We start from the raw sequence: 24539 nt of genomic DNA on the forward strand, positions 1-24539 counted from the left end.
ATCAGTGTTAATTTTCCTTACAGGCCAGGTTCTCGCCCGCTACTCCAACGGAGACGGGCGGAAGGTTCATGTACTGCAGCTCAGCTCAGCTCAAAAACGGCCCGGAGCAAAGGGTGCTGGATCGACTACAGGCGTCTCGCCCATCATCAATTCTGCGAGCAGTCGACCGCTGACCGGGCCCAGCGTAAACCCCTGATGGGCATGGCCAAAATTGAACCAGAGCCCTTTATGCAAGGGCGCTGCGCCGATTACCGGCTTCATGTCTACCGTACAGGGCCGGGCGCCCTTCCATGGTGTGCGCTCAACTTGGGGCCCTAACGCCAAGACTTGCCGTGCTGCACACTCGGCCTTGCCTAGCTGCACCGGTGTTGGAGGCGCACTTAGACTGGCGAACTCTGCCCCTGTCGATAGGCGGATACCGCGTTTCATGGGTGCCAGCATGTAGCCTTGTTCGGTATCCAGCACTGGTCGGGTCAACGTTGCTCCATCGGCAAAGTGAGCGTGGTAACCCCGTTTGACAAACAACGGTATGCGGTAGCCCAACTCACACAGCAGCTCATGAGCCCAAGGCCCCAGCGCTATTACCACCTCCGATGCGCCAACCGATCCGGAATCGGTGTCGACGCTCCAGCCGGCTCCCGATTGACGTAACGATCGCGCATCGCCGCGCAAAATTTGCCCACCTTCACTCACGAACAGATCGGCATAACGCTGCACTAACTCTCCAGGCTCAATACAAGTCCAGGGTTGCAACCAATGAATGCCCCCCACCAATGCCTCGCTCAGGGCGGGTTCCGCGAGTCTTAGCGCAACACCGTCCAAATGCTCGGACAATACGCCGTGTGCACTCACGCGTACCGCGCGCTCCACCGCCTCTTCGAATTGCTGTGGGCTACGGAAAGCCTGAATCCACCCTTTGCGCACGATAAGGTTCTGCGAACCGCTTTGCTCAATCAGCTCCGAGTGCTCACTAATCGAATGCTCAATCAGCGTGCGGAAGGCATCGGCAATTGCCTGGTAATGCTTCGGTGCCGAGTTGGCCCAATACCTGACCAAGGCAGGCACGTATTCAGACATCGCGCTCAAATGATAATTAACCCCGATGTCACGCTTGGTTGCCACATTTATCAGACTGGCTAGATCTCTTGGAAACGCGTAAGGCTCAATGGCCTCGCGCTGAATAATGCCTGCGTTACCGAACGACGTTTCGCGCCCTGGCAACCCTTTGTCCACCAGCGTCACTGCGCAGCCGCGGCGCTGCAAATGCAACGCCGTGCAAACGCCGACAATACCGGCTCCCAATACCACCACTTGTTTTTCGCTCACACTGCCTCCGAATCAAGCACGCTGCTGCGCGATCACACTGATCTCTATCAATGCATCGACCACAAGGCCGGCGCAGATGGTCGCACGCACTGGCAGGTTGGTCGTGAAGAATGATGCGTAAGCCCGATTGAATTCGGCGAAATCACTTCGGTCGGTCAGGTATACGGTGACGCTGACAACATCGTCCAGCGACAGCGATTCGGCTTTCAGCGTCTGGGCAATACGCGTCAGGGTTAAACGCGTTTGCGCCTCGATACCTTCAGGAAAGCTGCCGTCCTCACCAAACGGCAATTCGCCAGACAAAAAAACCAGGCCTTGGCTGTGGCGGACTTTGGAAAAGGGCAGATTGCTTACGGTCATGGCAGTTCTCTCCTGGGTATTCAAATATTTGCTCATCAGCGAGCACCGATTGTGAATCATCGCTTGCAGCCCATCTGTGCTCACGGCTAGGCAACAAGTCGTAAATGCGCTTGAGCATCTGCCCCCTCGCGGGCGCTGGCCATGCATACAGAGCGAACAGCATTCGGAAATCATGTTGACTCACTGGTCAGTCGTGACAGCAAGGGCTGAACTAGGTTTTAGCTTAAAAAGCTGATCATGTATATACAGGATAAGGAATTTTCAATATCGCTCGCACAAACCACACCAGACGCCTAAGGCAAAGCCAGTAGCTGTCCATGCATGGTTAGCGCATCAAATGCGTATGGCAATAAATGTTTCGTTTAAACACGCCATGAAGTGAGAGTACCCCCCCCGCGGAATCATGGGTTACAGACTGAAAATCCTACATGAGCAAGCATCTGATCCACTTCTTTGAAAACAGGCCTTAACCGCGGCTCTATTACCGAACAAAGGTTTTGGCTTGCATCTTTCCCTTGTGGTATATACAGGATCATACAGATCATTTGCCACGTTACGCTGTTCGCTAAGGACGTCACATCATGAATCCAATGGTACCGCTCAGATCCATCCAGCTATCCCCCATTCGAGATCAGACATAACGCCAAGTAGTAGCGTCTGCAGCAACTCCTGCAGAACCGACTGAACCGAGATGCCTTCCCGCAAGACACTAATTGAGGTTAGCCCTGTATGAATGCGAATGACTTGAACCTGCTTGCCCGCGCAGAAGTGCGCGAATTGGCCAGCTATAACGCTGGCCTGGCTTCGGATGCCGTGCGCAAACGATTCGGCCTTACACGCGTAGCCAAACTTGGGAGCAACGAAAACCCAATGGGCACAGCACCCGCCGTTAGCGCCGCAACGGCTCGAGCTTGCAGCGAAATTGCGCTGTATCCCGATGCCGGCTGCCAAGCATTGCGTACTGCGCTTTCTGAAAAGCTGGGTGTGCCGGAAAACCAGTTGGTGTTCGGCAACGGCTCGGAGGATTTACTGAGCGTCATCAGTCGAGTGTTTTTGGATCACGACGACGAAGTCGTGACCGTAGTGCCTTCGTTCGGTCTGCACTTCATCTATCCACTGGCAGCCGGCGCCAAGGTGATTGGTGTGCCAATGACCCAGCAAGGCACATTCGATGTGCCAGCGATGGTCGCAGCACTCACTCCCCACACGCATGTGCTGATGTTTTCCTGCCCATCCAACCCGGTTGGCTGCGCCCTGAGCGCCGACGAGCTGCAACAACTGCTCGACGCATTGCCACCGCAATGTTTGTTGGTGTTCGACGAGGCCTACTACGAATATGCACAATGGGAAGCCGAATACCCGGACTGTCTTGCTCTGATTCAAGGCAGCGGCAGACCGTTCATCCTGCTGAGGACGTTCTCCAAGGCTTATTCCCTGGCGGGTTTGCGCATAGGCTACGGGGTGGTGAGCGATCCGATGTTGGCTGATCTTATTAACCGCCTACGTACTCCCTTCAACGTCAACCACGTAGCCCAGGCCGCAGCGATTGCCGCACTGGCTGACGATGAGCATCTGAACGCCTGCTTGTCCCATGTCGCTAGCGAACGCCGGCGAATGGAGGCGACACTGCACGAGCAAGGCATCACAACCGCGCCCTCCCTTGCCAACTTCTTGTTTTTCAGCACGCCTTTTCCGGCCGAAGTCATCAATCAAGCGCTACTGCGCGAAGGGGTAATCATCAAACCGTGGCGCGAAGTTGGTTACACTGAGTACTTGCGCGTCTCTGTCGGAAGCTGTGAGGATAACGACCTTTTCCTCACAGCACTGGCAAGCGTCCTTGCCACACTCGAGACACGGACTGACTAATGATCAAAAATGCACCACAAGCGCTCTACCGGCGTGCAAAGGATTATGTGCAAGACCAACTTCGGGCAGGCGTTTGGAAACCTGGTGACCTGATTTCTTCAGAAAACCAGCTGGTGCAAGAACTGGGCATTTCGCGCATGACCGTCAATCGGGCTTTGCGCGAACTGACTGAAGAGGGCCACCTGGTCAGGATTTCAGGCGTCGGCACGTTCGTAGCCGAAAGCAAACCGCAATCAAACTTGCTGCGCATCACCAACATTGCCGACGAGATCCTGGCCCGAGGCCACAGCTACACCTGCCGCGTCCTACACCTGGGTCGTGAATCGGCCTCAATGTCGGTGGCGTCCGCTTTGGGCCTGACCACTGGCTCTTCAGTTTTTCATCTGGTCTGTGTTCACAGCGAAGAAGGCGTGCCTGTACAACTTGAGGATCGTTACGTCAATCCCGAGCTGGTGCCAGAATTTCTGCAGCAAGACTTCGGGGAGCACTTGCAACCCGCCAAATACCTGTTGCGCGTCGTCAAACCCGATGAAATGGAGCATATCGTCGAAGCCTGTCACCCAAGCATTGACGAAACCAAACATATGCAGATCGACGCCAACGAACCTTGCTTAGCGCTTATCCGCCGCACTTGGAGCCAAAGCAAAATTGTGACTTACGTGCGCTTGGTTCACCCGTCCTCACGCTATCGACTCGGCAGTCGCCTGCCGGTAAACGGGGCGCATAGAGACAGTTGATGCCTGAAGGCATCTGATGAACTGATCCATCATAAACCGGGATCGAAATGCCATTGCTGCTTCTACTTTCCGGACAACCTCTTGACGCAGAATTTCACCAGTGAGTTTCCTGTACTACAAAAGTAAAAAAGCTCCACAGCTACGACAACTGCCTGTCGCCGATAGCTGTAGAGCCAAAAAACTGCATAAACACTGTAGCTCTCGTGCGGGATGATTCGAGCAATTCAGCTTGCTCACACAGGAGCCAAACGCCCCTTCCCCCCGATTACAAGCTAGGCAGCAACTTTGGCAACACCAGTTCGTTCAAGCACCGGGAAGCCAACAGCTCGCTTGCTGCGTTGATATCCGGCGCAAAGAAGCGATCTTTGTCGTAGTAAGCCACTTTGCTGCGCAGGCTGATGCGGGCAAGCTCCAGCTTCGTCGAGGTCTTCAAGCCTTCGCGCAAGTCAAGGCCCTGACACGCAGCGAGCCACTCAACAGCGAGGACGCCGCGAGTGTTTTCAGCCATTTCCCATAAACGCTTGCCCGCTGCAGGAGCCATCGACACGTGGTCTTCCTGGTTCGCGGATGTGGGCAGGCTGTCTACGGAATGGGGGTGAGCCAGCGCCTTGTTTTCACTGGCCAGGGCCGCTGCGGTAACTTGGGAAATCATGAAGCCGGAGTTCACACCGCCGTTGGCCACCAGGAATGGCGGCAATTGCGACATGTGCTTGTCCATCATCAGGGAAATACGCCGCTCGCTTAGCGAGCCGATTTCCGCTATCGCCAATGCCATGTTGTCAGCAGCCATGGCCACCGGCTCGGCATGAAAGTTGCCACCGGAGATGACATCGCCTTCGACAGCAAAGACCAATGGGTTGTCGGAGACCGCATTAGCTTCGATGACCAATACCTCCGCGGCTTGACGGAACTGGGTCAGGCACGCGCCCATGACTTGCGGCTGGCAACGCAGGGAGTACGGATCCTGAACCTTGCCGCAGTTCTGGTGGGAGTCGGAGACTTCACTGCGCTCCCCGAGCAAGTCTCGGTAGGCGGTAGCACTGTCGATCTGGCCTTTCTGGCCACGCGCGGCGTGGATACGTGCGTCGAACGGCGAGCGCGAGCCCAAAACCGCTTCAACAGTCAGAGCACCGATCGCCAGTGCGCCAGCGAACAGATCTTCGCCCTCGAACAAACCACGCAGTGCATAAGCGGTGGATACCTGCGTGCCGTTGAGCAACGCCAGCCCTTCCTTGGCAGCCAATGTCAGTGGCGTCAGGCCGGCGACTTTCAGCGCCTCGGTTGCTTCCAGCCATTCGCCCTTGTAACGAGCCTTGCCTTCACCCAACAGCACCAGCGACATGTGGGCCAAGGGTGCGAGGTCGCCGGATGCACCGACCGAACCTTTCAACGGAATGTGCGGATAAACCTCGGCGTTGATCAAAGCGATCAGTGCTTCGATGACGGTACGGCGGGTGCCGGAGAAACCACGGCTCAAGCTATTGACCTTGAGCACCATGACCAGCCTGACCAGCGCGTCACTGATCGGTTCGCCAACACCGGCAGCGTGAGACAGAACCAGTGAGCGCTGGAGGTTCTCCAGGTCTTCGGTAGCGATGCGGGTCGAGGCCAGCAGGCCGAAACCGGTATTGATCCCATAGGCGGTGCGGTTCTCGGCGAGAATTTGTTCCACGCAAGCAACGCTGGCTTCAATCTGGGCCGAAGCACTGTCCTCGAGGGAGATGTTGACCGGATGCTGGTAGACGTCGCGCAGTTGGGCAAGGCTCAGTTGGCCAGGGATGATGTTGAGTGTGTTCATGCTTTTGCTCCTTTAACAGAGGTGATCATTGGCAGGTTCAAGCCTTGTTCTTTGGCACAATCTATTGCGATCTGGTAACCCGCGTCGGCGTGACGCATCACGCCGGTCGCCGGGTCGTTGTGCAGCACGCGTGCAATGCGCTCAGCCGCTTCGTCGGTACCGTCGCAGACAATCACCATGCCCGAGTGCTGAGAGAAGCCCATGCCGACGCCGCCGCCGTGGTGCAGGGAAACCCAGGTCGCGCCGCTCGCGGTGTTCAGCAGTGCGTTGAGCAGTGGCCAGTCGGACACGGCGTCGGAACCGTCCTGCATTGATTCGGTTTCCCGGTTTGGGCTGGCCACGGAACCGGAGTCCAAATGGTCGCGACCGATGACGATCGGCGCCGACAATTCGCCGCTACGCACCATTTCGTTGAATGCCAGGCCCAGCTTGGCGCGCAGACCCAGCCCTACCCAGCAGATTCGGGCCGGCAAGCCCTGGAAGCTGATGCGCTCGCGCGCCATGTCCAGCCAGTTATGCAGGTGCGCGTCGTCCGGGATCAGCTCTTTGACCTTGGCATCAGTTTTGTAGATGTCTTCAGCGTTACCCGACAGCGCAGCCCAGCGGAACGGGCCGATGCCACGGCAGAACAGCGGACGGATGTAGGCCGGTACGAAGCCCGGGAAGTCGAATGCGTTTTCCACGCCTTCTTCTTGCGCCATCTGACGGATGTTGTTGCCATAGTCGAAAGTTGGAATGCCCATTTTCTGGAATTCAAGCATCGCTTTGACGTGTACGGCCATCGATTGCTTGGCGGCTTTCACTACAGCGGCAGGCTCGGTCTTGGCGCGAGCGCGATACTCTTCCCAAGTCCAGCCGGCCGGGAGGTAACCGTTTAGCGGGTCGTGGGCGCTGGTCTGGTCAGTGACCATGTCCGGGCGTACGCCGCGCTTGACCAGTTCAGGCAGGATTTCCGCCGCGTTACCCAGCAGGGCGATGGAGATAGCCTTGCCTTCTTTGGTGTATTGGGCGATGCGGGCCAGTGCGTCATCGAGGTCTGTGGCTTGCTCGTCGACGTAACGGCTGTTCAGGCGGAAGTCGATACTGACTTGCTGGCATTCGATATTCAGCGAGCAGGCGCCGGCCAGGGTTGCCGCCAGTGGCTGGGCGCCACCCATACCGCCGAGGCCTGCGGTCAGCACCCAACGACCCTTCAGATTATCGTTGTAATGCTGGCGACCGGCTTCTACGAAGGTTTCGTAGGTGCCCTGGACGATACCCTGACTGCCGATGTAGATCCAGCTGCCGGCGGTCATCTGGCCATACATGGCCAGGCCTTTGGCGTCGAGTTCGTTGAAGTGCTCCCAAGTGGCCCAGTGCGGCACCAGGTTGGAGTTGGCAATCAGCACGCGCGGGGCGCTGCTGTGGGTCTTGAACACGCCGACCGGCTTGCCGGATTGCACCAGCAGGGTCTCGTCGTCGTTTAGATTGGTGAGGCTTTCGACGATCTTGTCGTAGCATTCCCAATTACGCGCCGCACGACCGATGCCACCATACACCACCAGTTCTTTTGGGTTCTCGGCCACTTCCGGGTCGAGGTTGTTCATTAACATGCGCAGTGGCGCTTCGGTCAGCCAGCTTTTGGCGGTCAGCGTGTTACCACGCGCGGCGCGGATTTCGACATTACGGAAATGGGATGGCTTGCTCACCGGTAATCCTCTCGAAATGACTTTCTCAGCCTATTTATTGGTTTAACGCTACAGGTCACGCACAAATACAATCATGTATATACAACCATAATCAAGCGAATTTTACTCGAGCATGGTCACTGACGAAGGGCAAGGTAATTTGAAGCTAATGAGCGACCAAAGAGTCGCTCGAAGGCATAGCGGTTACTTGAGGTTGCCGCTAAGGAATTGCTGCAGGCGCTCGCTCTTGGGGTTGCCCAAGACATCTTCAGGTAAGCCCTGCTCTTCCACGAGTCCTTGGTGGAGGAACAACACCTGACTCGACACCTTGCGCGCGAAGCTCATCTCATGAGTCACCATGATCATGGTTCGACCTTCTTCGGCCAGACCCTGGATAACCTTGAGCACCTCGCCCACCAATTCTGGATCAAGCGCCGAAGTCGGCTCGTCGAACAACATGATCTCAGGCTCCATGGCCAAAGCCCGAGCGATAGCGACCCGCTGCTGCTGCCCGCCAGAGAGAAAAGCCGGATACTGGTCGGCAACGCGAGACGGCAAACCTACCTTGTCCAGATACCGCCGAGCACGCTCCTCAGCATCTTTCTTGCTGATACCCAGGACGCGGCGTGGAGCCATCGTGATGTTGTCCAGCACGGTCATGTGGCTCCAGAGGTTGAAGTGCTGGAACACCATCGCAAGCCGTGTGCGCAGCCGCTGCAGTTCAGAAGCGTCGGCCACATGCATGCCGTGGCGGTCATGCATCATGCGAATCGGCTGGTTATCCAGGCCCATGGCGCCATCGTTGGGCGTTTCCAAAAAGTTGATACAACGCAAGAAGGTGCTCTTGCCCGACCCGCTGGCGCCAATCAGGCTAATCACATCGCCGGTCTTGGCGTTTAGGGAAACGCCTTTGAGTACTTCGTGGCTGCCATAGCTTTTATGCAGGTTTTCAACGGTCAATTTGTACATGTTCAAACACCCTGAATTAATGAGCCGGGCCGAGGAAAGACAGCCAGCGGCGTTCAGCCAGACGGAACAGGCCAACCAGAGAGAAAGTGACTGCGAGGTAAATCGCGGCGGCGATACCGAACGACTGGAATGTCAGGAACGTTGCCGAATTGGCATCCCGGGCGACCTTGAGAATGTCCGGCACAGTCGCTGTGAACGCGACTGTGGTCGAGTGCAGCATCAGTATGACTTCGTTGCTGTAGTTCGGCAGCGATCGGCGCAGCGCAGATGGCATGATGATGTAGGCATACAACTTCCAGCCGCGCAGTCCGAATGCCTTGGCCGCTTCGACCTCGCCGTGATTCATGTTACGGATCGCCCCGGAAAAAATTTCCGTGGTGTAGGCGCAAGTGCTCAAAGCGAAGGCAAGAATGGTGCAGTTGATTGCATCCCGGAAGAATGCATCGAGCATGGGTTGCGAACGCACCGCTGCAAGGCTGTAGATACCTGTGTAGCAGATCAGTAGCTGTATATACAGCGGCGTACCGCGAAACAGATAAGTGTAAAACTGTACCGGCCAGCGCACCCATATATTGCTGGAGACCCTGGCGATCGACAGCGGGAGTGCCATCAAAAAGCCCAGGAAAAGCGAAGCACTTAGCAGCCACAAGGTCATCGCCAACCCGGTGATGTGATAGCCATCGCTGTAGAGGAAAGGCTTCCAGTATTCCTGCAGAAGTTCGATCATCGCACGGCCTCCCGGGTGCCTGCGGCATAGAGGATTTCCAGCCGGCGCAAGACGTAGTTCGATGCAGTGGTGATGACCAGATAGATCAAGGCCGCCAGCACCAGGAAAAAGAACAGTTGATAGGTGGTCTTGCCGGCGTCTTGAGCCACTTTCACCAGGTCGGCCAGCCCAATAATCGAGACCAACGCGGTGGCCTTGAGGATGACCATCCAGTTATTGCCGATACCCGGTAAGGCAAAACGCATCATCTGCGGGAACAGTACGAGGCGGAAACGCTGCGCGCGGGTAAGGCCGTAAGCAGTGGCCGCTTCCATCTGGCCACGCGGCACGGCGAGGATGGCGCCTCGGAAAGTCTCAGTGAAATACGCACCATAGATAAAGCCCAAGGTGATCACGCCGGCACTGAATGGATTGATCTCGATGTAATCCCACCCTAAGGCTGAGGTCAGCTGGGTGAGCCAGGTCTGCAAGCTGTAGAAGATCAGCAGCATCAGAACCAGATCCGGCACTCCACGAATCAGCGTGGTGTACGCCTGTGCGGGGACGCGCAACAGCGCCGACCTTGAAAGCTTGGCACTGGCGCCGATCAGGCCCAAGACCACGCTTAGCAGCAAGCAAAGGAAAGATAACTTGATCGTCATCCAGGTGCCTTGCAGCAACAGTGGGCCAAAGCCCTTGAGGCTGAAGCCCGACAGCCCCAGCATCTGCAATAGGTTTTCTAACATGGGGAAGCCCTTCGTCAATCAGGAAAACGCCCATCCGTGAATGGGCGCAGCGTCGTTATTTGCCGCTGTAAATATTCTGATCACCGAAGTGTTTCTTTTGGATGTCCACGTAGGTGCCATCGTCGTGAAGCGCCTGTATGCCTTTGTTCACTAGGGCTTTAAGCTCGGCATTGCCTTTGAGCAGACCGATCGCCGTTTTTGCTGGCAGCAGTTCGTGATGGACTGGCTTGCTCACTTCAAAGTCAGCGCCTTGCGGGGACATCAGGAAACCCATTTCAGCTTGCAGCATGTTCTGAATCGAGGCATCGAGGCGACCTGTGACCAGGTCAGCGTAAACTTGATCCTGATTGGCGTAGGCCTGAGTTTTTACCCCGGCCTTGTTCAGTACCGCCTTGGCATAGGCTTCCTCGGTGGTGCCTTGCTCATAGCCCACGGTTTTTCCAGCCAGCGTCGTGATGTCTTCGCTCAGGCCAGAACCCTTCTTAAAGACGAAGGACGTAGGCACGGAAAACAATTCGTTGGAGAAATCGATGACTTTTTCCCGCGAAGACGTCACGGTCATTGCAGAAATCACGCCGTCGAATTTGTTGGCCCTGAGGCCGGGAATCATGCCGTCGAAATCGCTTTCAACCCATCTGCACTTGACCTTCAGTTCAGCGCAAATCGCGTTACCCAGATCAATATCAAAGCCCACAAGGCTGCCGTCGGCCGCCTTTGATTCGAAGGGTGCATAAGATGGGTCGACTCCAAAACGCAACTCCTTGTACTCCTTGGCCACGACAGAGCCAGCAGCCGCACACAGAGCCAATACTGAAAGGGTCAAAATAGATTTTTTCATTGTTTTTATTCCTAATAACCAACAGAAGCGCTTGGAGCGCACGAGTACAGTTATGGAGCGCGCGTGGCGTTACGCAGAGCACACACAGACCCCAATTTGCGGATAACCGTGTTGAGACGCCTGGTCGACTTTAACTCGTTAATACATACTTGTACAGACAGGCATAGTCAATTGATCGTCCGTTGATCCGTTCGATTGCTTCTCGAGTTTTTAAAATGTGCTTGAGGTGCCAACAATAGGAACATTGGAAGATTTTTCTCTGAAGTAGACGAAGACTGTCAACCTCATTAATTGCGCCGATCGTCGCGTGCCGCTTTTGGAGAGATGGCCGGCGCCAGTTGTACGAGGTCATTCAGTATCCTTCCACCTTCGATATGATGATAAAGAGGCCTTAATCGGCGCTAATTACTGCGATATCGAGATAGGTGAGCGGCTCCCATCTGCATCAGCGAGACAACGATTCATGCTTGAATATGTTGGCGGAATGCTCGACAGCCCATTGCTCAGCACCACGGACTTCGACGCCATATGCCGTCGTTGGAAAGTTCAGATCGCCACGCCTGAGCTTCTGTCGACATTGGATACGCAGTAGCGTGCTAGAGGCGTAATCAACATCCAGGATGCCTTTACACGTTACTTCGCCCCCCCCGTGCTTTCGGACTGGATCGAACTAATTTCAAGGCTTGGCTACCAGGTCTACATCGCCCCGCTCGGGCCCAACGGGAAACCGCTTCAGGTGCAAGGCTTCATCAAAGCCTTTGAAAAAGCCGCGCATTTCAACGGTGAAGCGTTGCGCCACCTTCAGAAATACGGGATACCGTTGGTGGGGCTTGATTCCGCGATGACACTGGTGCATAGACAGGGATATGCGAAGACGCTGGGCAGCGACAAGGCCCCCTCCGTTCTGCTGCCTCAGGAGTGGCTTGCAGGTGTACTTCCACAGGCTCAACGCGTCGAAGATGCTGCTCCGTACTACTTCCTTCCCCACTGCACTGAAAAAACAAACGAGCCGAGCAACATTGGGCTTTGGCAAAAAGTCTTTGAGCGAATGGGGCTTAAACTGAGCGTTCAAGCCAGCGGATGCTGCGGCATGTCCGGCACCTATGGACATGAGACAAAAAACGCCGGCACCTCTGTGGTGATCTACAAACAGTCCTGGGCGCCGCTCGTGACGAAGCTCAATACTTCTGGACGGTTATTGGCCGACGGATATTCTTGCCGTAGCCAGGTGAAACGACAGGACGGAGTGACCGTTTTACATCCGCTGCAAGCGCTGCTCGCTACTGTCAGGCAACGTACCAAGCTTCCATCGTGTCAGAATCAACAAAGCTAACTCTCAGAACTCCTGGCTTGAGCGTTATCCGTCTATACCGATTTCCTTGAGCAATCCGGCCTTGCAAACCAATAGCTCCTCAATGTACGCATCGCGATTCTTTTCGAAACGCAATGTAGGAATGGGCATTGAGATCGCGAAACGGCCTAACACCGTATCCAGAGCGACGGCCGTTGTAGTGATGCCCTCAATGAGTTCACCATGATCGCTTGAAACCCCGGCTTTGCGAATATCGGCCAGCTGATTGAAAAGAGTCTGAAATTCCGACGTGTTCTCCTTGGTAGCGCTTTCAGCTGCAAACAACGCCTTCACATCCTCATCTTGGTCTAAAGCCAGAAGAGCCCGTCCAGCAGATGTGCCATAGAGCGGCGTGTCCAGTTGGCCAAGACGTGGCATCACCTGCAACTCACGATCGGCAACAACACGATCCTCAACGATCAGTTGGATGCCGGCAGGCCTAGAAAAGACAACCGTCTCTTGAACCTTCTCGCTCAGCTTATGCAGCCAAGGGCGGACGACGGTCATGCGGTCGACATGGGCGTTCGCAACAAGCCTCAACAAACCCGCGCCAAGGCTGATTCCTCCAGCGCCTTCAGTACGAATCATTCCCTGCTCTTCGAGCGCGCCTACGATGCGTTGCACCGTTGAGCGAGGCAAATCTACCGCCTGGGCTATTTCGCCCAAACTCATACCGCCAGCGCTCCCTCCCAATACATTCAGAATTTTTGCAGCGCGGGCAATAACCTGAATCCCCCCGCTGCGCTCATCGCTGGCCCCTGCTTGAACCCGCTCGTCCATCGATACCTCCAATATTTCGGTCACTGTACCATATTGCGATACAATACACATTCGCGATACAGTTACCGCATGGCGATACAGTTGAATTGTGAGGTTGATGATGTTGCGTGAATTTTCCGTCGCAGGCTTGTTGATTACCCCAATGGTGATCTGCGTTGGCGCTGCGGCATCCCTGACCTGGATTACGCACCTGCTCATTCCGGAATGGGTAATACAGCAATGGATTTGGAAGCGCTCATGGCTGGGGCTCTCCCTATTCGTCTGCTACATCGCCAGCGCACTCGCCTTTCTCGACGGGGGGTGGAAATGAATTCGACAATCCGGGTCTGTGCAACGTTGCTGATCGCCTGCTCCGCGGTGCTGGCAGGCTCGTGGACATGGAACCACTACCGAGTCTCACCATGGACGCGGGATGGGCGAGTTCGGGCAGATGTCGTGGTCGTGGCACCCGATGTAGCAGGCTGGATAACCAAGCTTGAAGTGCGAGACAACCAGGCGGTAAAAAAAGGCGACCTGCTTTTTGAGATTGATCCCGCACGTTATCGCTCGCTCTTGAACGAGTCGAAAGCACGGATGGAACACGCAAAGCATGCGTGGGAGCTTGCATCACTCTTGGAGCGCCGCCGTGTTCCATTGGCCAGGATCAACGCCATCAGCGCTGAGGATTTGGATAACGCCCATTCCCAAGTCTTGCTGGCCAAATCCCAATATGAAGTTAACAAGGCACAGTGGGAGACAGCCAGGATCAACCTGGCCCGCACATCCGTGACAGCCCCAGCCGACGGTACGATCACCAACGTCAGACTGCAGGAAGGCAACTACGTAGCCCAAGGCTCTCCCGCCTTCTCACTCGTCAAAGACGATTCGTTTTATGTGACTGCTTACTTCGAGGAAACGAAGCTTATCGACATCCGTGAAGGGGACTTGGCCGATATCTCCCTCATGACCGGAGGGCCCTCGATCACTGGCCGTGTCCTGAGCATCGCCAAAGGTGTCGCGAACTCCAATACGCAAGCAGATCCAATGCTCTTGCCTCAAGTGCAACAGGCGTTCAACTGGGTGCGGCTGGCGCAACGCATACCGGTCGACATAAAACTCGATGCAAACACGGCGAGTACGCGCTTGATTGCTGGCATGAGTGCATCAGTGAGGGTTTATAAACACGCCACGGAGATGGGCAAACCATGAGTCCTGCCCTCACCCACTACTTGAAGCCTGATTTGCGCAGCATCATGTTCACTTGCAAAGGGCTCTCTGCCGTTGCGCTCGCTTTAGCGATTTCAATGAGCCTGGATCTGGACAAACCATTCTGGGCAATGGTGGCGTCGATGATGCTCCAAGCTCGCCCCGAAGCAGGATTGGTCATAGAAAAAGCCGCGTGTCTTGTTTTGGGTTCAACGGTTGGCGCTGCAATAGCCATTCTGATCCTAGACAATCTGACGCCTTACCCAGTGTTAGCCATCGGTGCACTTGTGCTGTGCGTTGCCGTCACATCTGCGATTGCCTCCACCATCCGACATGTGAATTTCGTATTCGCAACAGCTTTGGTGAGCGTTACAGCGATCCTGATTGTACTTTTTGCCATGGCCGACCCTGCAAATACCAACAGCGGATCAATTTTCATGGTGGTACGCGCTCGGTTGAGTGAAGTTCTGGTCGGAGCAAGTAGCGCCATCTTGGCCAGCGTCCTGCTTTATCCGTTCAAGGTGCAAAAGGTGCTGGAGACGGGTATGAATCGCCTACGGGATTTGAGCCTCACCCACGTGTCGGCGATTCTTCAGGCTCAATCAAATCCGACAGCCGTCCATCAGCAGCGCATAGGTATCATCGCCTTGGCCACGTCCATAAACGATGACGCCAATGCAGGACGCTATGAACTGGCAAGCAATGTCGATGCAGCCTTAATCACCGCCAGCAATGCCTTCACCATCGTTGCCAGGGGGCAAACCATCGAGCGCATATTGAGTGACAACCCAAAGCGGTTACCGGACATGCTGGCCCGTTTCGTCGATCAACACGCTCATGGCTGTAGCTTGCTGGAGACAGAGAGCCTGGATAAAGTATCCGAGGCACTTTCAGCGATGCGTGGGGCCTGCGATTCAATCGCGGGAGGATCGCACGGGACGCAACGCTTTCCACGGTTCAATCGACATCGTGACTGGCTCGTCGGACTGAGATCGGCGCTACGAAGCTCACTTGTTTTCCTGAGTGCTATCGGAATATGGATCATGTCGGGCGAACACGCCGCACTCATCATGATGATCGTGCTACCTGCTCTACTCTCCCAGATATTCTCATCACACCCGGCTCCACGCGTGGCTACTGCAAAGTTACTGGGTGGAGCGTTGATCGCCATCCCCATCGCCATCCTGTTTGTGCTCAGCTTGCTCGCGCAGGGTTCGGCCGATTTCGAAATGTTGATCCTAGTGCTTTCTGCGCCTCTTTTTCTGGGGCTGATGAGTATGACGTCCCCGACACTCGCACCCTACGGTCTCGGTTTCTGCCTCACTTTGGCGGTGATTGTCCAGCCGAGTAACTACATGACATTTGCAATCGATCAGTGCCTGTCCACGGGACTAGGAATCGCTGTCGGACTCGGCTTGCTATATGTGGGATTTGATCTGTTAGGCCCGCCCAAACATCTATGGTTGCAGCGAAGGCTGATCAATGCACTTAAGTTAGATCTGCAAACAATGCGAAAAAGACGGCTGTCCACCAATTGGCTCAATCAACGTGCAGCGGAGCGCTTGTCCTATCTCACTGCCTATGAGCCGCAAACACCCGTCGGCACAGCACTGACGCGGCAGGGACTCAACGTGTTCGAGTCTGGCCACCGCATGAAGCCCGCATCAGATGAGCAGTGAAAAGCTTCAAACTTGCCTCCATTCCTTAACAGCGAACTCAAAGGTACACCGAAATGCACAACCATCAAGCTGACGCAAACTACATGCGCGACCTGCAAGACGCCGCCCCCGAGATGGTCGCGGCTTTTTTCAGTTTTGATAAAGCTGTATTCGATAAAGATGTCGGTAGCCTTAACCTAGCCACACGGGAACTGATCGCCGTGGGAGTAGCCGTCACTACACAGTGTTCCAACTGCATTGCCGACCATGCAAAGCGAGCAGTCAACGCGGGGGCGTCGAAGCAAGATGTGGCTGAAGCAATCATGGTGGCGACGGCCCTTCGTGCTGGTGGAGGTATTACCCATGGCTGGCAAGCGATGAAGAGCATTGCTGAAACAAAGTAAGGGGTACAGCTATGCTTGGCCACGTGAAGCTACAATTCGGGCCAAGCTGCTGTTTACAGCTTTAAAAGTCGATCAGCCGCTCCATGTAGCTTGAGGATATGCTCCTTCCAGTTGATCCATTTCGTCATTCCAATTATTGACGTCCTGCAGTTACGCCACCATCGACAGGCAATACAGTCCCGGTAATCCAAGACGCCTCATCTGAAGCAAGGAACAAAATAGCCTGGGCTACATCTGCTGGCTGACCATTACGCCCGAGCGGATGAAAAGCGTTAAAGGTCGGCAGTACCTTTGCAACCTGAGCAGCATCCATGAACGTTCCGTAAACCGGCGTCTCGACCACCGCAGGTGCAACAGTGTTAATTCGTATGTTGGAACCAGCGAGTTCTAGTGCAAGATTCCGTGTCAGCGCATGCACGCCGGCGTTTGCTGCGGAGTAGGCTGCGGACGGGGTGGCACCGACGGCTTGGATTGCCCAGAGGGAGCCTGTTTGCACGATTGCCCCTCCTCCACGCTTCTGCATGGCTTTAGCCGCAGCCTGAGCCATGAAGAATTTGCCTTTCAAAATGATATCTAGGAAGGAGTCATATTCCTCCGGACTCACCTCAAGAAATGGTTTGGGATTGAAGATGCCTGCATTGTTAATGAGGATATCTACCCCACCATAGTTGTTGACTGCGGCATCAACCAGAACTTGTGCTGTGGCTGGCTGTGCGATGTCCCCTGCGTAAGCGCGTACCTTTTTTCCTGACGCATCGATTTCCAATGCCGCTTGAGCGAGCTTGTCAGCATCTCGACCACCGATCACGACGAGAGCGCCCGCTTGAACAAGACGTTTCGCGACTTCTTTACCGATACCCGAACTGCCTCCAGTGATGATGGCTACCTTGTTAGAAAAACTTTGCATGCTTTAATCTCCTGGGTGGGATTTCGGATGATGAACGGCGTATGGTGCTAAGTTCGCCTATTCGTAGTTGCGATTACTGGCTTGGCATACATCCTGAAGAAAAGCTCCCTATCTGACGACCCAGAAGTTTTCGCTAATGAGATAGAAAAACTATCAATGACAACTCCCGCATACCTGAATGCATTGCGAGCTTTCGAAGCAGCGGCGCGACACCAGAGCTTTTCATCAGCCGCTGCCGAGTTGAACGTCACGCCCGCCGCCGTAGGGCAGCAAGTTCGAAACCTGGAGTCATGGTTGGGCATTGCCTTATTCATGCGTGCAAGCAGCGGGACTGCTCGCCTGATGCTGACTGACGTCGCACGAACTGCCCTACCTGATATCCGAGAAGGGTTTGATCGCTTGTCTATCGGATTGAGTCGTCTGAAAGACTCAAGCGTGCATGCGGGGCTCACGGTGACGGTAAGTCCGGCCTTCGCATCAAAATGGTTACTGCCACGAATTGAGCGGTTTCAACAGAAATACCCGGGGCTAGACGTTCTATTAGATACGAACGCTCGATCCGTGGACTTCCAGATTGAGCGTATCGATGTGGGTGTGAGGTACGGCGCGGGAAAATGGCCAGGGCTTACAGCTGTGCATCTGATGGATGAAGTTATGTACCCTGTGTGTGCCCCGGACTTCGCATACCTGAAGAAGGGAAGACTGACGCCAAAGGCATTGGAACGCTGTACGCTAATTCATGACCTATCAATGGCCAACGACCGCGACTACCCCACATGGCGTATGTGGCTGGACGCTTCTGGGTTCACGCAGGTCAATTCAGACCATGGATTGCGGATCAACAACTCAGCTTCGGTTCTTCAGGCCGCGATAGATGGGCAAGGCCTGGCGCTCGCCCGAAGCGTCATGGTCAAGGACGATTTGGCAGCGGGTCGTCTTATACGACCGTTTGCCGACAAAGGCGTGGACTGCCCCTTGACCCAGGCTTATTACATCGTTTATCGCCCTGAGTGCAGTGATCTGCTTAAAGTGCAAGCTTTTCGAAACTGGCTGCTCGCTGAGGCTGACCAGCAGGCATCTCAGTCCTAGTCCTTATTTCAGCACTCCCTCTTTAGCCCCCACAACCTACATGGCTTCAATATGAGCCTTCCTGGAGTGATGTTTGCGGTTGCATCTGGCGTGCTTGCATCAGGTTGCGGCTATGCGCTGTGGTACAGCACTGTTAAGTACATCAGCTTTCAGCAAGCCGCCACTCTTCAATTAAGCGTTCCGATAATTGCTTCGCTGGCGGGCGTACTGATTCTGAGCGAGCCGATATCGCTGCACCTATTGATGACATCAGGGGCCGTACTGGGTGGTGTCGCGCTAGCATTGTTGCCAAGCTCTTGGGCAACAGGTCGTTAATCGCCAGGTGAATGGCTCTTGGATCCGCTCAGCCTGTACAGCTATTAAACGATTTTATAGATAAGTAACAACGGTTTTTTGCGCTTTTTTAGGATGTGAAAGGCATTAATCTCGACCATATCGACTCAAGCCGATAGAGAATAAAAAATCATGTCCTGTGTTCTAATCATCGAAAGCAGCGCCCGCCAACAGGAGTCGGTTTCTCGCCAACTGACCCAACAATTTATCAACCAGTGGCAAACTGCCCATCCAACAGATCAGATCATCATTCGTGACGTGGCCCTTAATTCTATACCCCACATGGACGCAAACTTAATCGGCGGCTGGATGAAGCCTGCCGAACAGCGCAGCGAAAACGAGCAGGCCTGCTTGGAACGATCCAACGAACTGACCAACGAACTCATGGCCGCCGACGTGTTAGTTATAGCCTCACCGATGTATAACTTCACTATCCCCAGCACGCTTAAAGCTTGGCTAGACCATGTGATCCGTGCTGGCGTGACGTTCAAATACACCCCTGCACGCCCTCAAGGTTTATTAATCGACAAGCGCGCCTTCGTCCTAACGGCCCGAGGCGGAATTCATGCTGATGACAGTTCGGATCACCAAGAGCCGTACCTACGTCAGATCCTCTTGTTTATTGGCATACACGACATCACCTTTATCCACGCCGAAGGGCTCAACCTCGGCAGTATTTTTCGTGAGAAAGGTATCAGGCACGCCACGACATTGCTGGCACGAATTGTTTGAGCCTTTACGCCCGGAATTCAACTCCAGTTGGTCTGCGCGTTGAAGCTTACTGAAGTACCGATTCGTCGCGAAACACTTGCTGTGAAATGAACGCCGACGGCGCGCCCGTGCAATGGAGCGCTTTGAGCGCTGTGGACTTCAGCCCTTCGTGAGGCCCGCGAGCACATCCGCTTTTTTCGTGAAGTCTGCCACCAGGTCGACCATGGCAGTTTTTACATACGCCGGAGCGGTTTTCATAGAACCCGCGTTGAACGGAGGATCTGGGTCATATTCGCTCATCAGTTGAGCACACTCGGCGTAGGTCTGATCGCGCAGCTCAGCAACCATGCTCAGGCCAAAATCCAGCCCTGCTGTCACCCCAGCACCCGTAATCCTGTTACGGTCGCGTACAACACGCGCTTCGGTTGGAATTGCACCAAACCCGGCCAATGCATCCCGGCACGACCAGTGCGAAGTTGCCTTAAAGCCCTTTAGTAGCCCCGCATCAACGCCCTGCTCTTGCTGCTCAAGGTTGAGCTGGGTGAGACGCAATGACTCCAACAGGTGGAAGCGGTCATAGGTCGCCTGATCCTAAAGATAGAGGGCTTTCGTCTCGTAGCGGTTGGTCTGGGTCACAATCGTTTCCGGCGTCGCGCCGTAAGAAAGCCCATAACTGGGGCTGGCCAGGTCAAGCTCGCCGATCAGCTCGGCATTGGAAACACCTGAGGTGAAGTCGGTACGGTCGTAGCTGGCGCCCACCAACAGTTCGTGGGTGCCACCCAATGCTTCGAATCTGGTGCCCAGGTTGGTAATCCAGCGTGCTCTCCCGAATATTTGTTGGCAGGTAGGGCTTGAAGATCGGGTAAACCGTGGGTGTCACAGGATTCGCCCCAAGAAGCTCCGGAAATATGAAGGCGCCGTTGTCGCGCATTTTGCCTTCGTAATACTGGGCGGTGACGATCATTCGCGTGTCATCGCTAAGCTCATGCTTGAGTTCGGCCGTGGTGGTTCGATTCTCGATGGTGGTGCGCGGCTGCCCTCTGGTCGCGCCTGGGAACCCGTTGCGATCAATCTGACCACTCAATGCCTGGGCGGCTGGTAGTTCGGAAAATTCGAGCTGGCTGCGATCCTCGTACTGGCCACGCAGTAATAGTTCAGTCTCTGGCGAGAGTTGGAACGCGATGCTGGGTTGTATCGACCACTGATGGCCCTTGACGTGGTCAATCCAGCTGTCGTTTTCCTGATAGTCGGCTGCTATCCGCGCCGCGACCTTGTCGCCAATAGGTGTATTGAGATCCAGCGAAGGGTTTACCGTGCCGAAGCTACCGGTACGCATCGACAGAAACGCGCTAGGCTCGGCCTCGGGCCGTTTGGAAATCACGTTGATCAAGCCACCCAGCGGCGCACCAATGCCACCACCGTAAAGCGCTGAAGTAGGACCTTTAAGCACCTCAATGCGGTCGGTACCGATGAGACTTGTCGGGTCAATGCTCGCCGCAGTGCCGCCGAAAGCCGACAGCCCATTCATGTAAATCTCCGCCGGAAAACCGCGCACGATTGGCTGAGTGAACAGTGCCTCTTGGGGCTTGGTTGCCCTTACACCTGAGACGTTTACCAGTGCGTCGGCAAGCGAATGAGTGCTCCCTGAGCATCGTGCGAGTAACGACTTGCACCGATTGCGGAACTTCGATCAAGGAAGTTTCGGTCCGCGTGGCCGAAGCAGAACTTGGCGTGGTATAGCTTTCCTCATTACCGGAAACGTTGATCGACTCAAAGGTCCAGCTCCGCGACCGAAGCGAAGGATCACATACTGCGTCAGGTTGCGCGTAGGCGCTGTTATGCAAGCAAAAACCTACGGCAAGGCAGGCGGCATGTGTCGCAGAGGGTGACGGCGAATGAAACCTAACGGGCTGGTCATGAGAGGCGTCTTTTCGGTCATTGGGGCGTCCAGAGGCAGACGACCAGACTCTATAGCCTGAGTTCCAACGCCGAAACTGCGACAGTTTGACACGCACATACGCTTGCCCGGATAAGCGCAGCCTACCGCCCTCACACTTGCAGCTTTTATTTGAAGAGGGTCGCCCGCCTCTATCCACAAGCTGCGTCAACCTGTCGCACTTGGTGCCTAGCTGCCAGCTCATTATGCTACTCGGGAAATGGTGTCATGAATAAATTTTGCTAGTTCCGCCAACACCTAAACATACAAAATAATAGGTGAATCATGAAAAAAAATATCGCTGCTGCCTGTTTTTTCCTACTTGGTTCTTTAGAAGCCGCTCAGGAGCCCGAAGCCGTATTCAAGCGTAGTTGTATGATGTGCCACAGTGGCCAATTAGCCATGGCTCCGAAAAAAGGCGATCAGACTGCCTGGAAACCACGCTTGGATAAAGGCATGGACACACTTGTGAAACACGTAACAGAAGGCTTTGGTGCTATGCCGCCTCGTGGCCTTTGCATGGATTGCAGCGCGGAAGATTATCAAGCCGTGATTAACTGGATGTCAAAATAGTTATCCACTTGGCAGACTTTTTTGAACTATATTTAACTTAGTCTTGAACACAATAATTCTTAATACCTAAAAGCATTCTAATAAGCGAGTTGCCTTGTACGTGAGCTAACGAAAATCTCACGTAACTGGGGTGGCTGGTTAAACGTCCTTAAAGTGTTTCGGTTTCAGGAAATGTATGTCATGCCTTCTCCCCTAATTTTGCCTAGCGCAAAGCGTAAACCCATGTCCCGCTCTATCTCTATATGGCCCCTACTGTCAGTTAGTCTTTTCGCCCTCAATCCATTGTCCTCAGCGTTGGCTGAAGCCAAAAAATCAGAAGACTCGATACTGACCTTGGGCACCGTGACAGTGCAAGGCAATACCGCGGGCAGTGGTCCGCTGAGCACCAGCCGCGTGCTCAGCTCAGTGGATATTCTTGGCGCGGACATACTGGAAAACATGCCGGTCAACTACAGCTGGGAACTGTTCAGTCGGGCTCCCGGGGTGATGCTCACCGAATTCAATCAAGGCACCACTTCCGGCAAAATCTCCTTTCGCGGCTTTAATGGTGAAGGCGAAGTCAACGCGGTCAAGTTGTTGATCGATGGCATTCCCAGCAACAGCAATGACGGCAATATGCCGTTTATGGACATGATTTTTCCGATGGAACTGGACAGCATCGAAGTGGTGCGCGGTACCAGCGATGCCCGCTATGGCCTCAATAATATCGCCGGCAATGTCAATATGCTCACACGTACAGGGGGTGATTACCGCAAGGCGCGAATTCGCTATGGCAGCTACAACACGCGGGAAACTCAGCTCGCCGCAGGCATCGAAAGCAGCAACTGGACGCAGAACTACTTCTTCGCCTACCAAAAATCCGGCGGTTACCGCGATCACTCCGAGGCTGACAAATTTTCGATGTCCGGAAAATGGTTCTATACCCCAGACGACAACAGCTATCGCATCGGCCTGATCGCGCGTCACTATGAAACCGAGGCGCAGGAGCCTGGTTATCTCAGTGAAGAGGATGCTCGCCACCACCCATCCATGACCAACAGCTATAACGCCACCGACAAAGGCACTCGGCGGATGAACCAGGTCAGCGTGCACTTCGATACCGAAGTGTCCGAGACACTCGCTTGGTCTGCAAAAACCTACCTCAACACCTTTGATGACCGGCGCTGGACGCAATACTGGCGCACCAGTTCTCAACAGGAGCGTGACGCTTACGAAACCCAATATGGCGCTCTCACCTCCCTGACTTGGCGCCCCGAAGTAAGCTGGCTGTACGACTTCGCTTTGGAAGGTGGCGCAGACATCCAGCGCCAACAAAACCAAAGCGAACGTTACCGAACCGAGGACCGCGCACGCCAAGCTCAAACCCGTGACCAGCAATTTGATTTCGACACCTACGGTGCTTACGTCCAGGCAGAGATCAAACCGTTTGAATCGCTCAAAATCATCCCGGCGTATCGCGTCGACAAGATCCAGGGCGATTTCACCAATGAAATGACTGGCCTAGACTACGACATCAATGACTATGGGTTAATCAAACAACCCAAGCTCAGCGTGGTGTATTCCCCGTGGGACGTGGCCAGCATCTACGCAAACTGGGGGCGCACGTTCCAGGTGGGTACCGGTGCTGCGGCCTATAAAATTCCACCGAGGGATACGGACCTTGCACCGTCCATCAACGAAGGTTGGGAAACGGGAATTAAGTTCACACCGGCGGACTGGGTCGACGGCCGAGTAGCCTACTGGCAACAAGAAGCGAGCGGTGAAGTCAGTCGGCGTCTAAACGACCCCAGTGGCGAGTCGGATAACGTCGGCGAAACCCGGCGCTGGGGTTATGACCTGCAGTTGAACCTACGCCCAGATGAACGCACAGATATCTGGCTGGCCTACTCCTGGCAGTATTCGAAAATACTCCAGCCAAGCTCGTCTCTGCCCAACAGTAAAGGCCAGGAAATCGACCATATCCCACATCATCTGTACAGCGCAGGTGTTAGCCACAAGGTTACCCCGGCGCTGCAGTTGACGGCATGGATGAACGGCCAGACCAACTATTACCTGGAACGTGAGAACACCAAGGGTACTTACGGCGGCTATGTTCTGATGAACCTCGGCGCTACGTACCAAGTGACTGAGGCCGTTAGCGTTGACCTGCAATTGAAAAACCTCACCAACCGTTACTACGAATATGCCTGGTACGACCCGGACGGAGCCCGAGCCTCTCTCCACTCACCAGGTGATGGGCGTGCGGTGTATACAGGCGTTAGCGTGGATTTTTGATCAAACCACCTGCCGGGGCTTGATAGGCCCCGGCAACAGCGCCAACCATGACTGAAATCTAATGCTGCGCGATCTGCACGCTATAACCCATATCAAGTCTTGCGATGGCGCCGATTGAAAATGAGTGCGCATTTATTCTTCATCCGACCAATTGCACACGACCACCCAGCCATTGAAGCCCTCAGCCTTTCTCAACTGGCATCTTGCACAACCACGAGATTGGTACTCTATCAAGCTGAGCAATACCGATATCTCAGCCTTAAGAGAAAGGTTCATTCTGGTTTCGAATTCCATCACGTTTTTTATAAGATCTGACATAACGTCA

23 protein-coding genes and 1 pseudogene are annotated in these 24539 nt (G+C 54.7%); 12 read left to right on the forward strand and 12 right to left on the reverse strand.

What is annotated here, in order from left to right; all coding sequences use genetic code 11:
* Positions 1 to 90 precede the first annotated feature (90 nt).
* A complete protein-coding gene (locus C5F71_RS28340; protein WP_029291011.1) occupies positions 91 to 1326 on the reverse strand; it encodes an FAD-binding oxidoreductase in 1236 nt (411 codons plus the stop codon).
* 12 nt (positions 1327 to 1338) lie between these two features.
* Positions 1339 to 1686, reverse strand: a complete 348-nt coding sequence (locus C5F71_RS28345; RefSeq protein ID WP_029291010.1) for a RidA family protein — start codon at positions 1684 to 1686, stop codon at positions 1339 to 1341.
* A gap of 729 nt (positions 1687 to 2415) precedes the next feature.
* Between C5F71_RS28345 and hisC the strand changes: the two genes are divergently transcribed.
* Complete coding sequence (gene hisC / locus C5F71_RS28350) at positions 2416 to 3552, forward strand: histidinol-phosphate transaminase (RefSeq protein ID WP_029291008.1); 1137 nt, start codon at positions 2416 to 2418, stop codon at positions 3550 to 3552.
* The gene (hutC, locus tag C5F71_RS28355; protein WP_029291006.1) at positions 3552 to 4289 is read left to right on the forward strand and encodes a histidine utilization repressor; all 738 of its coding nucleotides are present in this window, start codon (positions 3552 to 3554) and stop codon (positions 4287 to 4289) included. The genes hisC and hutC overlap by 1 nt, the downstream gene beginning before the upstream one ends.
* Positions 4290 to 4554: 265 nt before the next feature.
* On the opposite strand, the gene hutH is transcribed toward hutC, so the two are convergent.
* From hutH to C5F71_RS28385, 6 genes are all read right to left on the reverse strand, one after another.
* Positions 4555 to 6087, reverse strand: coding sequence for a histidine ammonia-lyase (hutH, locus tag C5F71_RS28360; RefSeq protein ID WP_029291004.1), 1533 nt, complete (start codon positions 6085 to 6087; stop codon positions 4555 to 4557).
* Complete coding sequence (gene hutU / locus C5F71_RS28365; RefSeq protein WP_029291002.1) at positions 6084 to 7775, reverse strand: urocanate hydratase; 1692 nt, start codon at positions 7773 to 7775, stop codon at positions 6084 to 6086. The genes hutH and hutU overlap by 4 nt, the downstream gene beginning before the upstream one ends.
* A gap of 183 nt (positions 7776 to 7958) precedes the next feature.
* Positions 7959 to 8723, reverse strand: coding sequence for an ABC transporter ATP-binding protein (locus C5F71_RS28370; RefSeq protein WP_029291000.1), 765 nt, complete (start codon positions 8721 to 8723; stop codon positions 7959 to 7961).
* Between the two features lie 16 nt (positions 8724 to 8739).
* Positions 8740 to 9450, reverse strand: a complete 711-nt coding sequence (locus C5F71_RS28375) for an ABC transporter permease (protein WP_029290998.1) — start codon at positions 9448 to 9450, stop codon at positions 8740 to 8742.
* Positions 9447 to 10175 (reverse strand): ABC transporter permease, encoded by a 729-nt coding sequence (locus C5F71_RS28380; protein ID WP_029290996.1) that lies wholly within the window; start codon positions 10173 to 10175, stop codon positions 9447 to 9449. The genes C5F71_RS28375 and C5F71_RS28380 overlap by 4 nt, the downstream gene beginning before the upstream one ends.
* Before the next feature lie 55 nt (positions 10176 to 10230).
* The gene (locus C5F71_RS28385; protein ID WP_029290994.1) at positions 10231 to 11013 is read right to left on the reverse strand and encodes a transporter substrate-binding domain-containing protein; all 783 of its coding nucleotides are present in this window, start codon (positions 11011 to 11013) and stop codon (positions 10231 to 10233) included.
* Between the two features lie 361 nt (positions 11014 to 11374).
* Between C5F71_RS28385 and C5F71_RS28390 the strand changes: the two are divergent.
* A pseudogene (locus C5F71_RS28390) lies at positions 11375 to 12346 on the forward strand ((Fe-S)-binding protein); the annotation flags it as partial.
* A 24-nt stretch (positions 12347 to 12370) separates the two neighbouring features.
* Here the strand turns inward: C5F71_RS28390 and C5F71_RS28395 are convergent.
* Positions 12371 to 13144 carry an IclR family transcriptional regulator gene (locus C5F71_RS28395; RefSeq protein ID WP_029290989.1) on the reverse strand — a complete coding sequence of 258 codons (774 nt, stop codon included), beginning with the start codon at positions 13142 to 13144 and terminating at the stop codon, positions 12371 to 12373.
* A 97-nt stretch (positions 13145 to 13241) separates the two neighbouring features.
* Between C5F71_RS28395 and C5F71_RS28400 the strand changes: the two genes are divergently transcribed.
* The 4 genes from C5F71_RS28400 to C5F71_RS28415 are packed head-to-tail and all read left to right on the forward strand — an operon-like array spanning position 13242 to position 16391.
* Positions 13242 to 13454: a DUF1656 domain-containing protein gene (locus tag C5F71_RS28400; protein WP_032866305.1), complete on the forward strand. Its 213-nt coding sequence runs from the start codon at positions 13242 to 13244 to the stop codon at positions 13452 to 13454.
* Positions 13451 to 14332, forward strand: coding sequence for an HlyD family secretion protein (locus C5F71_RS28405; protein WP_029290985.1), 882 nt, complete (start codon positions 13451 to 13453; stop codon positions 14330 to 14332). The genes C5F71_RS28400 and C5F71_RS28405 overlap by 4 nt, the downstream gene beginning before the upstream one ends.
* Positions 14329 to 16008: an FUSC family protein gene (locus C5F71_RS28410; protein ID WP_029290983.1), complete on the forward strand. Its 1680-nt coding sequence runs from the start codon at positions 14329 to 14331 to the stop codon at positions 16006 to 16008. Before C5F71_RS28405 ends, C5F71_RS28410 begins: the two co-directional genes overlap by 4 nt.
* A gap of 53 nt (positions 16009 to 16061) precedes the next feature.
* On the forward strand, positions 16062 to 16391 hold the full coding sequence (locus C5F71_RS28415; RefSeq protein ID WP_104912559.1) for a carboxymuconolactone decarboxylase family protein: 330 nt from the start codon (positions 16062 to 16064) through the stop codon (positions 16389 to 16391).
* Positions 16392 to 16524: 133 nt separating this feature from the next.
* Here the strand turns inward: C5F71_RS28415 and C5F71_RS28420 are convergent, their stop codons facing one another.
* On the reverse strand, positions 16525 to 17298 hold the full coding sequence (locus C5F71_RS28420; protein WP_029290977.1) for an SDR family NAD(P)-dependent oxidoreductase: 774 nt from the start codon (positions 17296 to 17298) through the stop codon (positions 16525 to 16527).
* 156 nt (positions 17299 to 17454) lie between these two features.
* Here C5F71_RS28420 and gcvA point away from each other — a divergent pair, with 156 nt between their 5' ends.
* The 3 genes from gcvA to C5F71_RS28435 all read left to right on the forward strand — a co-directional run bounded on the left by gcvA (position 17455) and on the right by C5F71_RS28435 (position 19452).
* Complete coding sequence (gene gcvA / locus C5F71_RS28425) at positions 17455 to 18387, forward strand: transcriptional regulator GcvA (RefSeq protein ID WP_029290974.1); 933 nt, start codon at positions 17455 to 17457, stop codon at positions 18385 to 18387.
* A 51-nt stretch (positions 18388 to 18438) separates the two neighbouring features.
* Positions 18439 to 18702 carry an EamA family transporter gene (locus C5F71_RS28430; RefSeq protein ID WP_223271407.1) on the forward strand — a complete coding sequence of 88 codons (264 nt, stop codon included), beginning with the start codon at positions 18439 to 18441 and terminating at the stop codon, positions 18700 to 18702.
* 150 nt (positions 18703 to 18852) lie between these two features.
* Positions 18853 to 19452, forward strand: a complete 600-nt coding sequence (locus C5F71_RS28435) for an FMN-dependent NADH-azoreductase (protein WP_029290972.1) — start codon at positions 18853 to 18855, stop codon at positions 19450 to 19452.
* A gap of 138 nt (positions 19453 to 19590) precedes the next feature.
* On the opposite strand, the gene C5F71_RS28440 is transcribed toward C5F71_RS28435, so the two are convergent.
* The gene (locus C5F71_RS28440; RefSeq protein WP_223271408.1) at positions 19591 to 19983 is read right to left on the reverse strand and encodes a DJ-1/PfpI family protein; all 393 of its coding nucleotides are present in this window, start codon (positions 19981 to 19983) and stop codon (positions 19591 to 19593) included.
* Positions 19984 to 20119: 136 nt separating this feature from the next.
* A complete protein-coding gene (locus C5F71_RS28450; protein WP_104912561.1) occupies positions 20120 to 21049 on the reverse strand; it encodes a TonB-dependent receptor plug domain-containing protein in 930 nt (309 codons plus the stop codon).
* 603 nt (positions 21050 to 21652) lie between these two features.
* Between C5F71_RS28450 and C5F71_RS28455 the strand changes: the two genes are divergently transcribed.
* Complete coding sequence (locus C5F71_RS28455; RefSeq protein ID WP_081041712.1) at positions 21653 to 21940, forward strand: cytochrome c5 family protein; 288 nt, start codon at positions 21653 to 21655, stop codon at positions 21938 to 21940.
* Between the two features lie 222 nt (positions 21941 to 22162).
* Positions 22163 to 24214 (forward strand): TonB-dependent receptor, encoded by a 2052-nt coding sequence (locus C5F71_RS28460; RefSeq protein WP_081041711.1) that lies wholly within the window; start codon positions 22163 to 22165, stop codon positions 24212 to 24214.
* Positions 24215 to 24539 lie beyond the last annotated feature (325 nt).

The organism is Pseudomonas sp. LG1D9, assembly GCF_002949995.1.
Taxonomy (GTDB): Bacteria; Pseudomonadota; Gammaproteobacteria; order Pseudomonadales; family Pseudomonadaceae; genus Aquipseudomonas; species Aquipseudomonas proteolytica.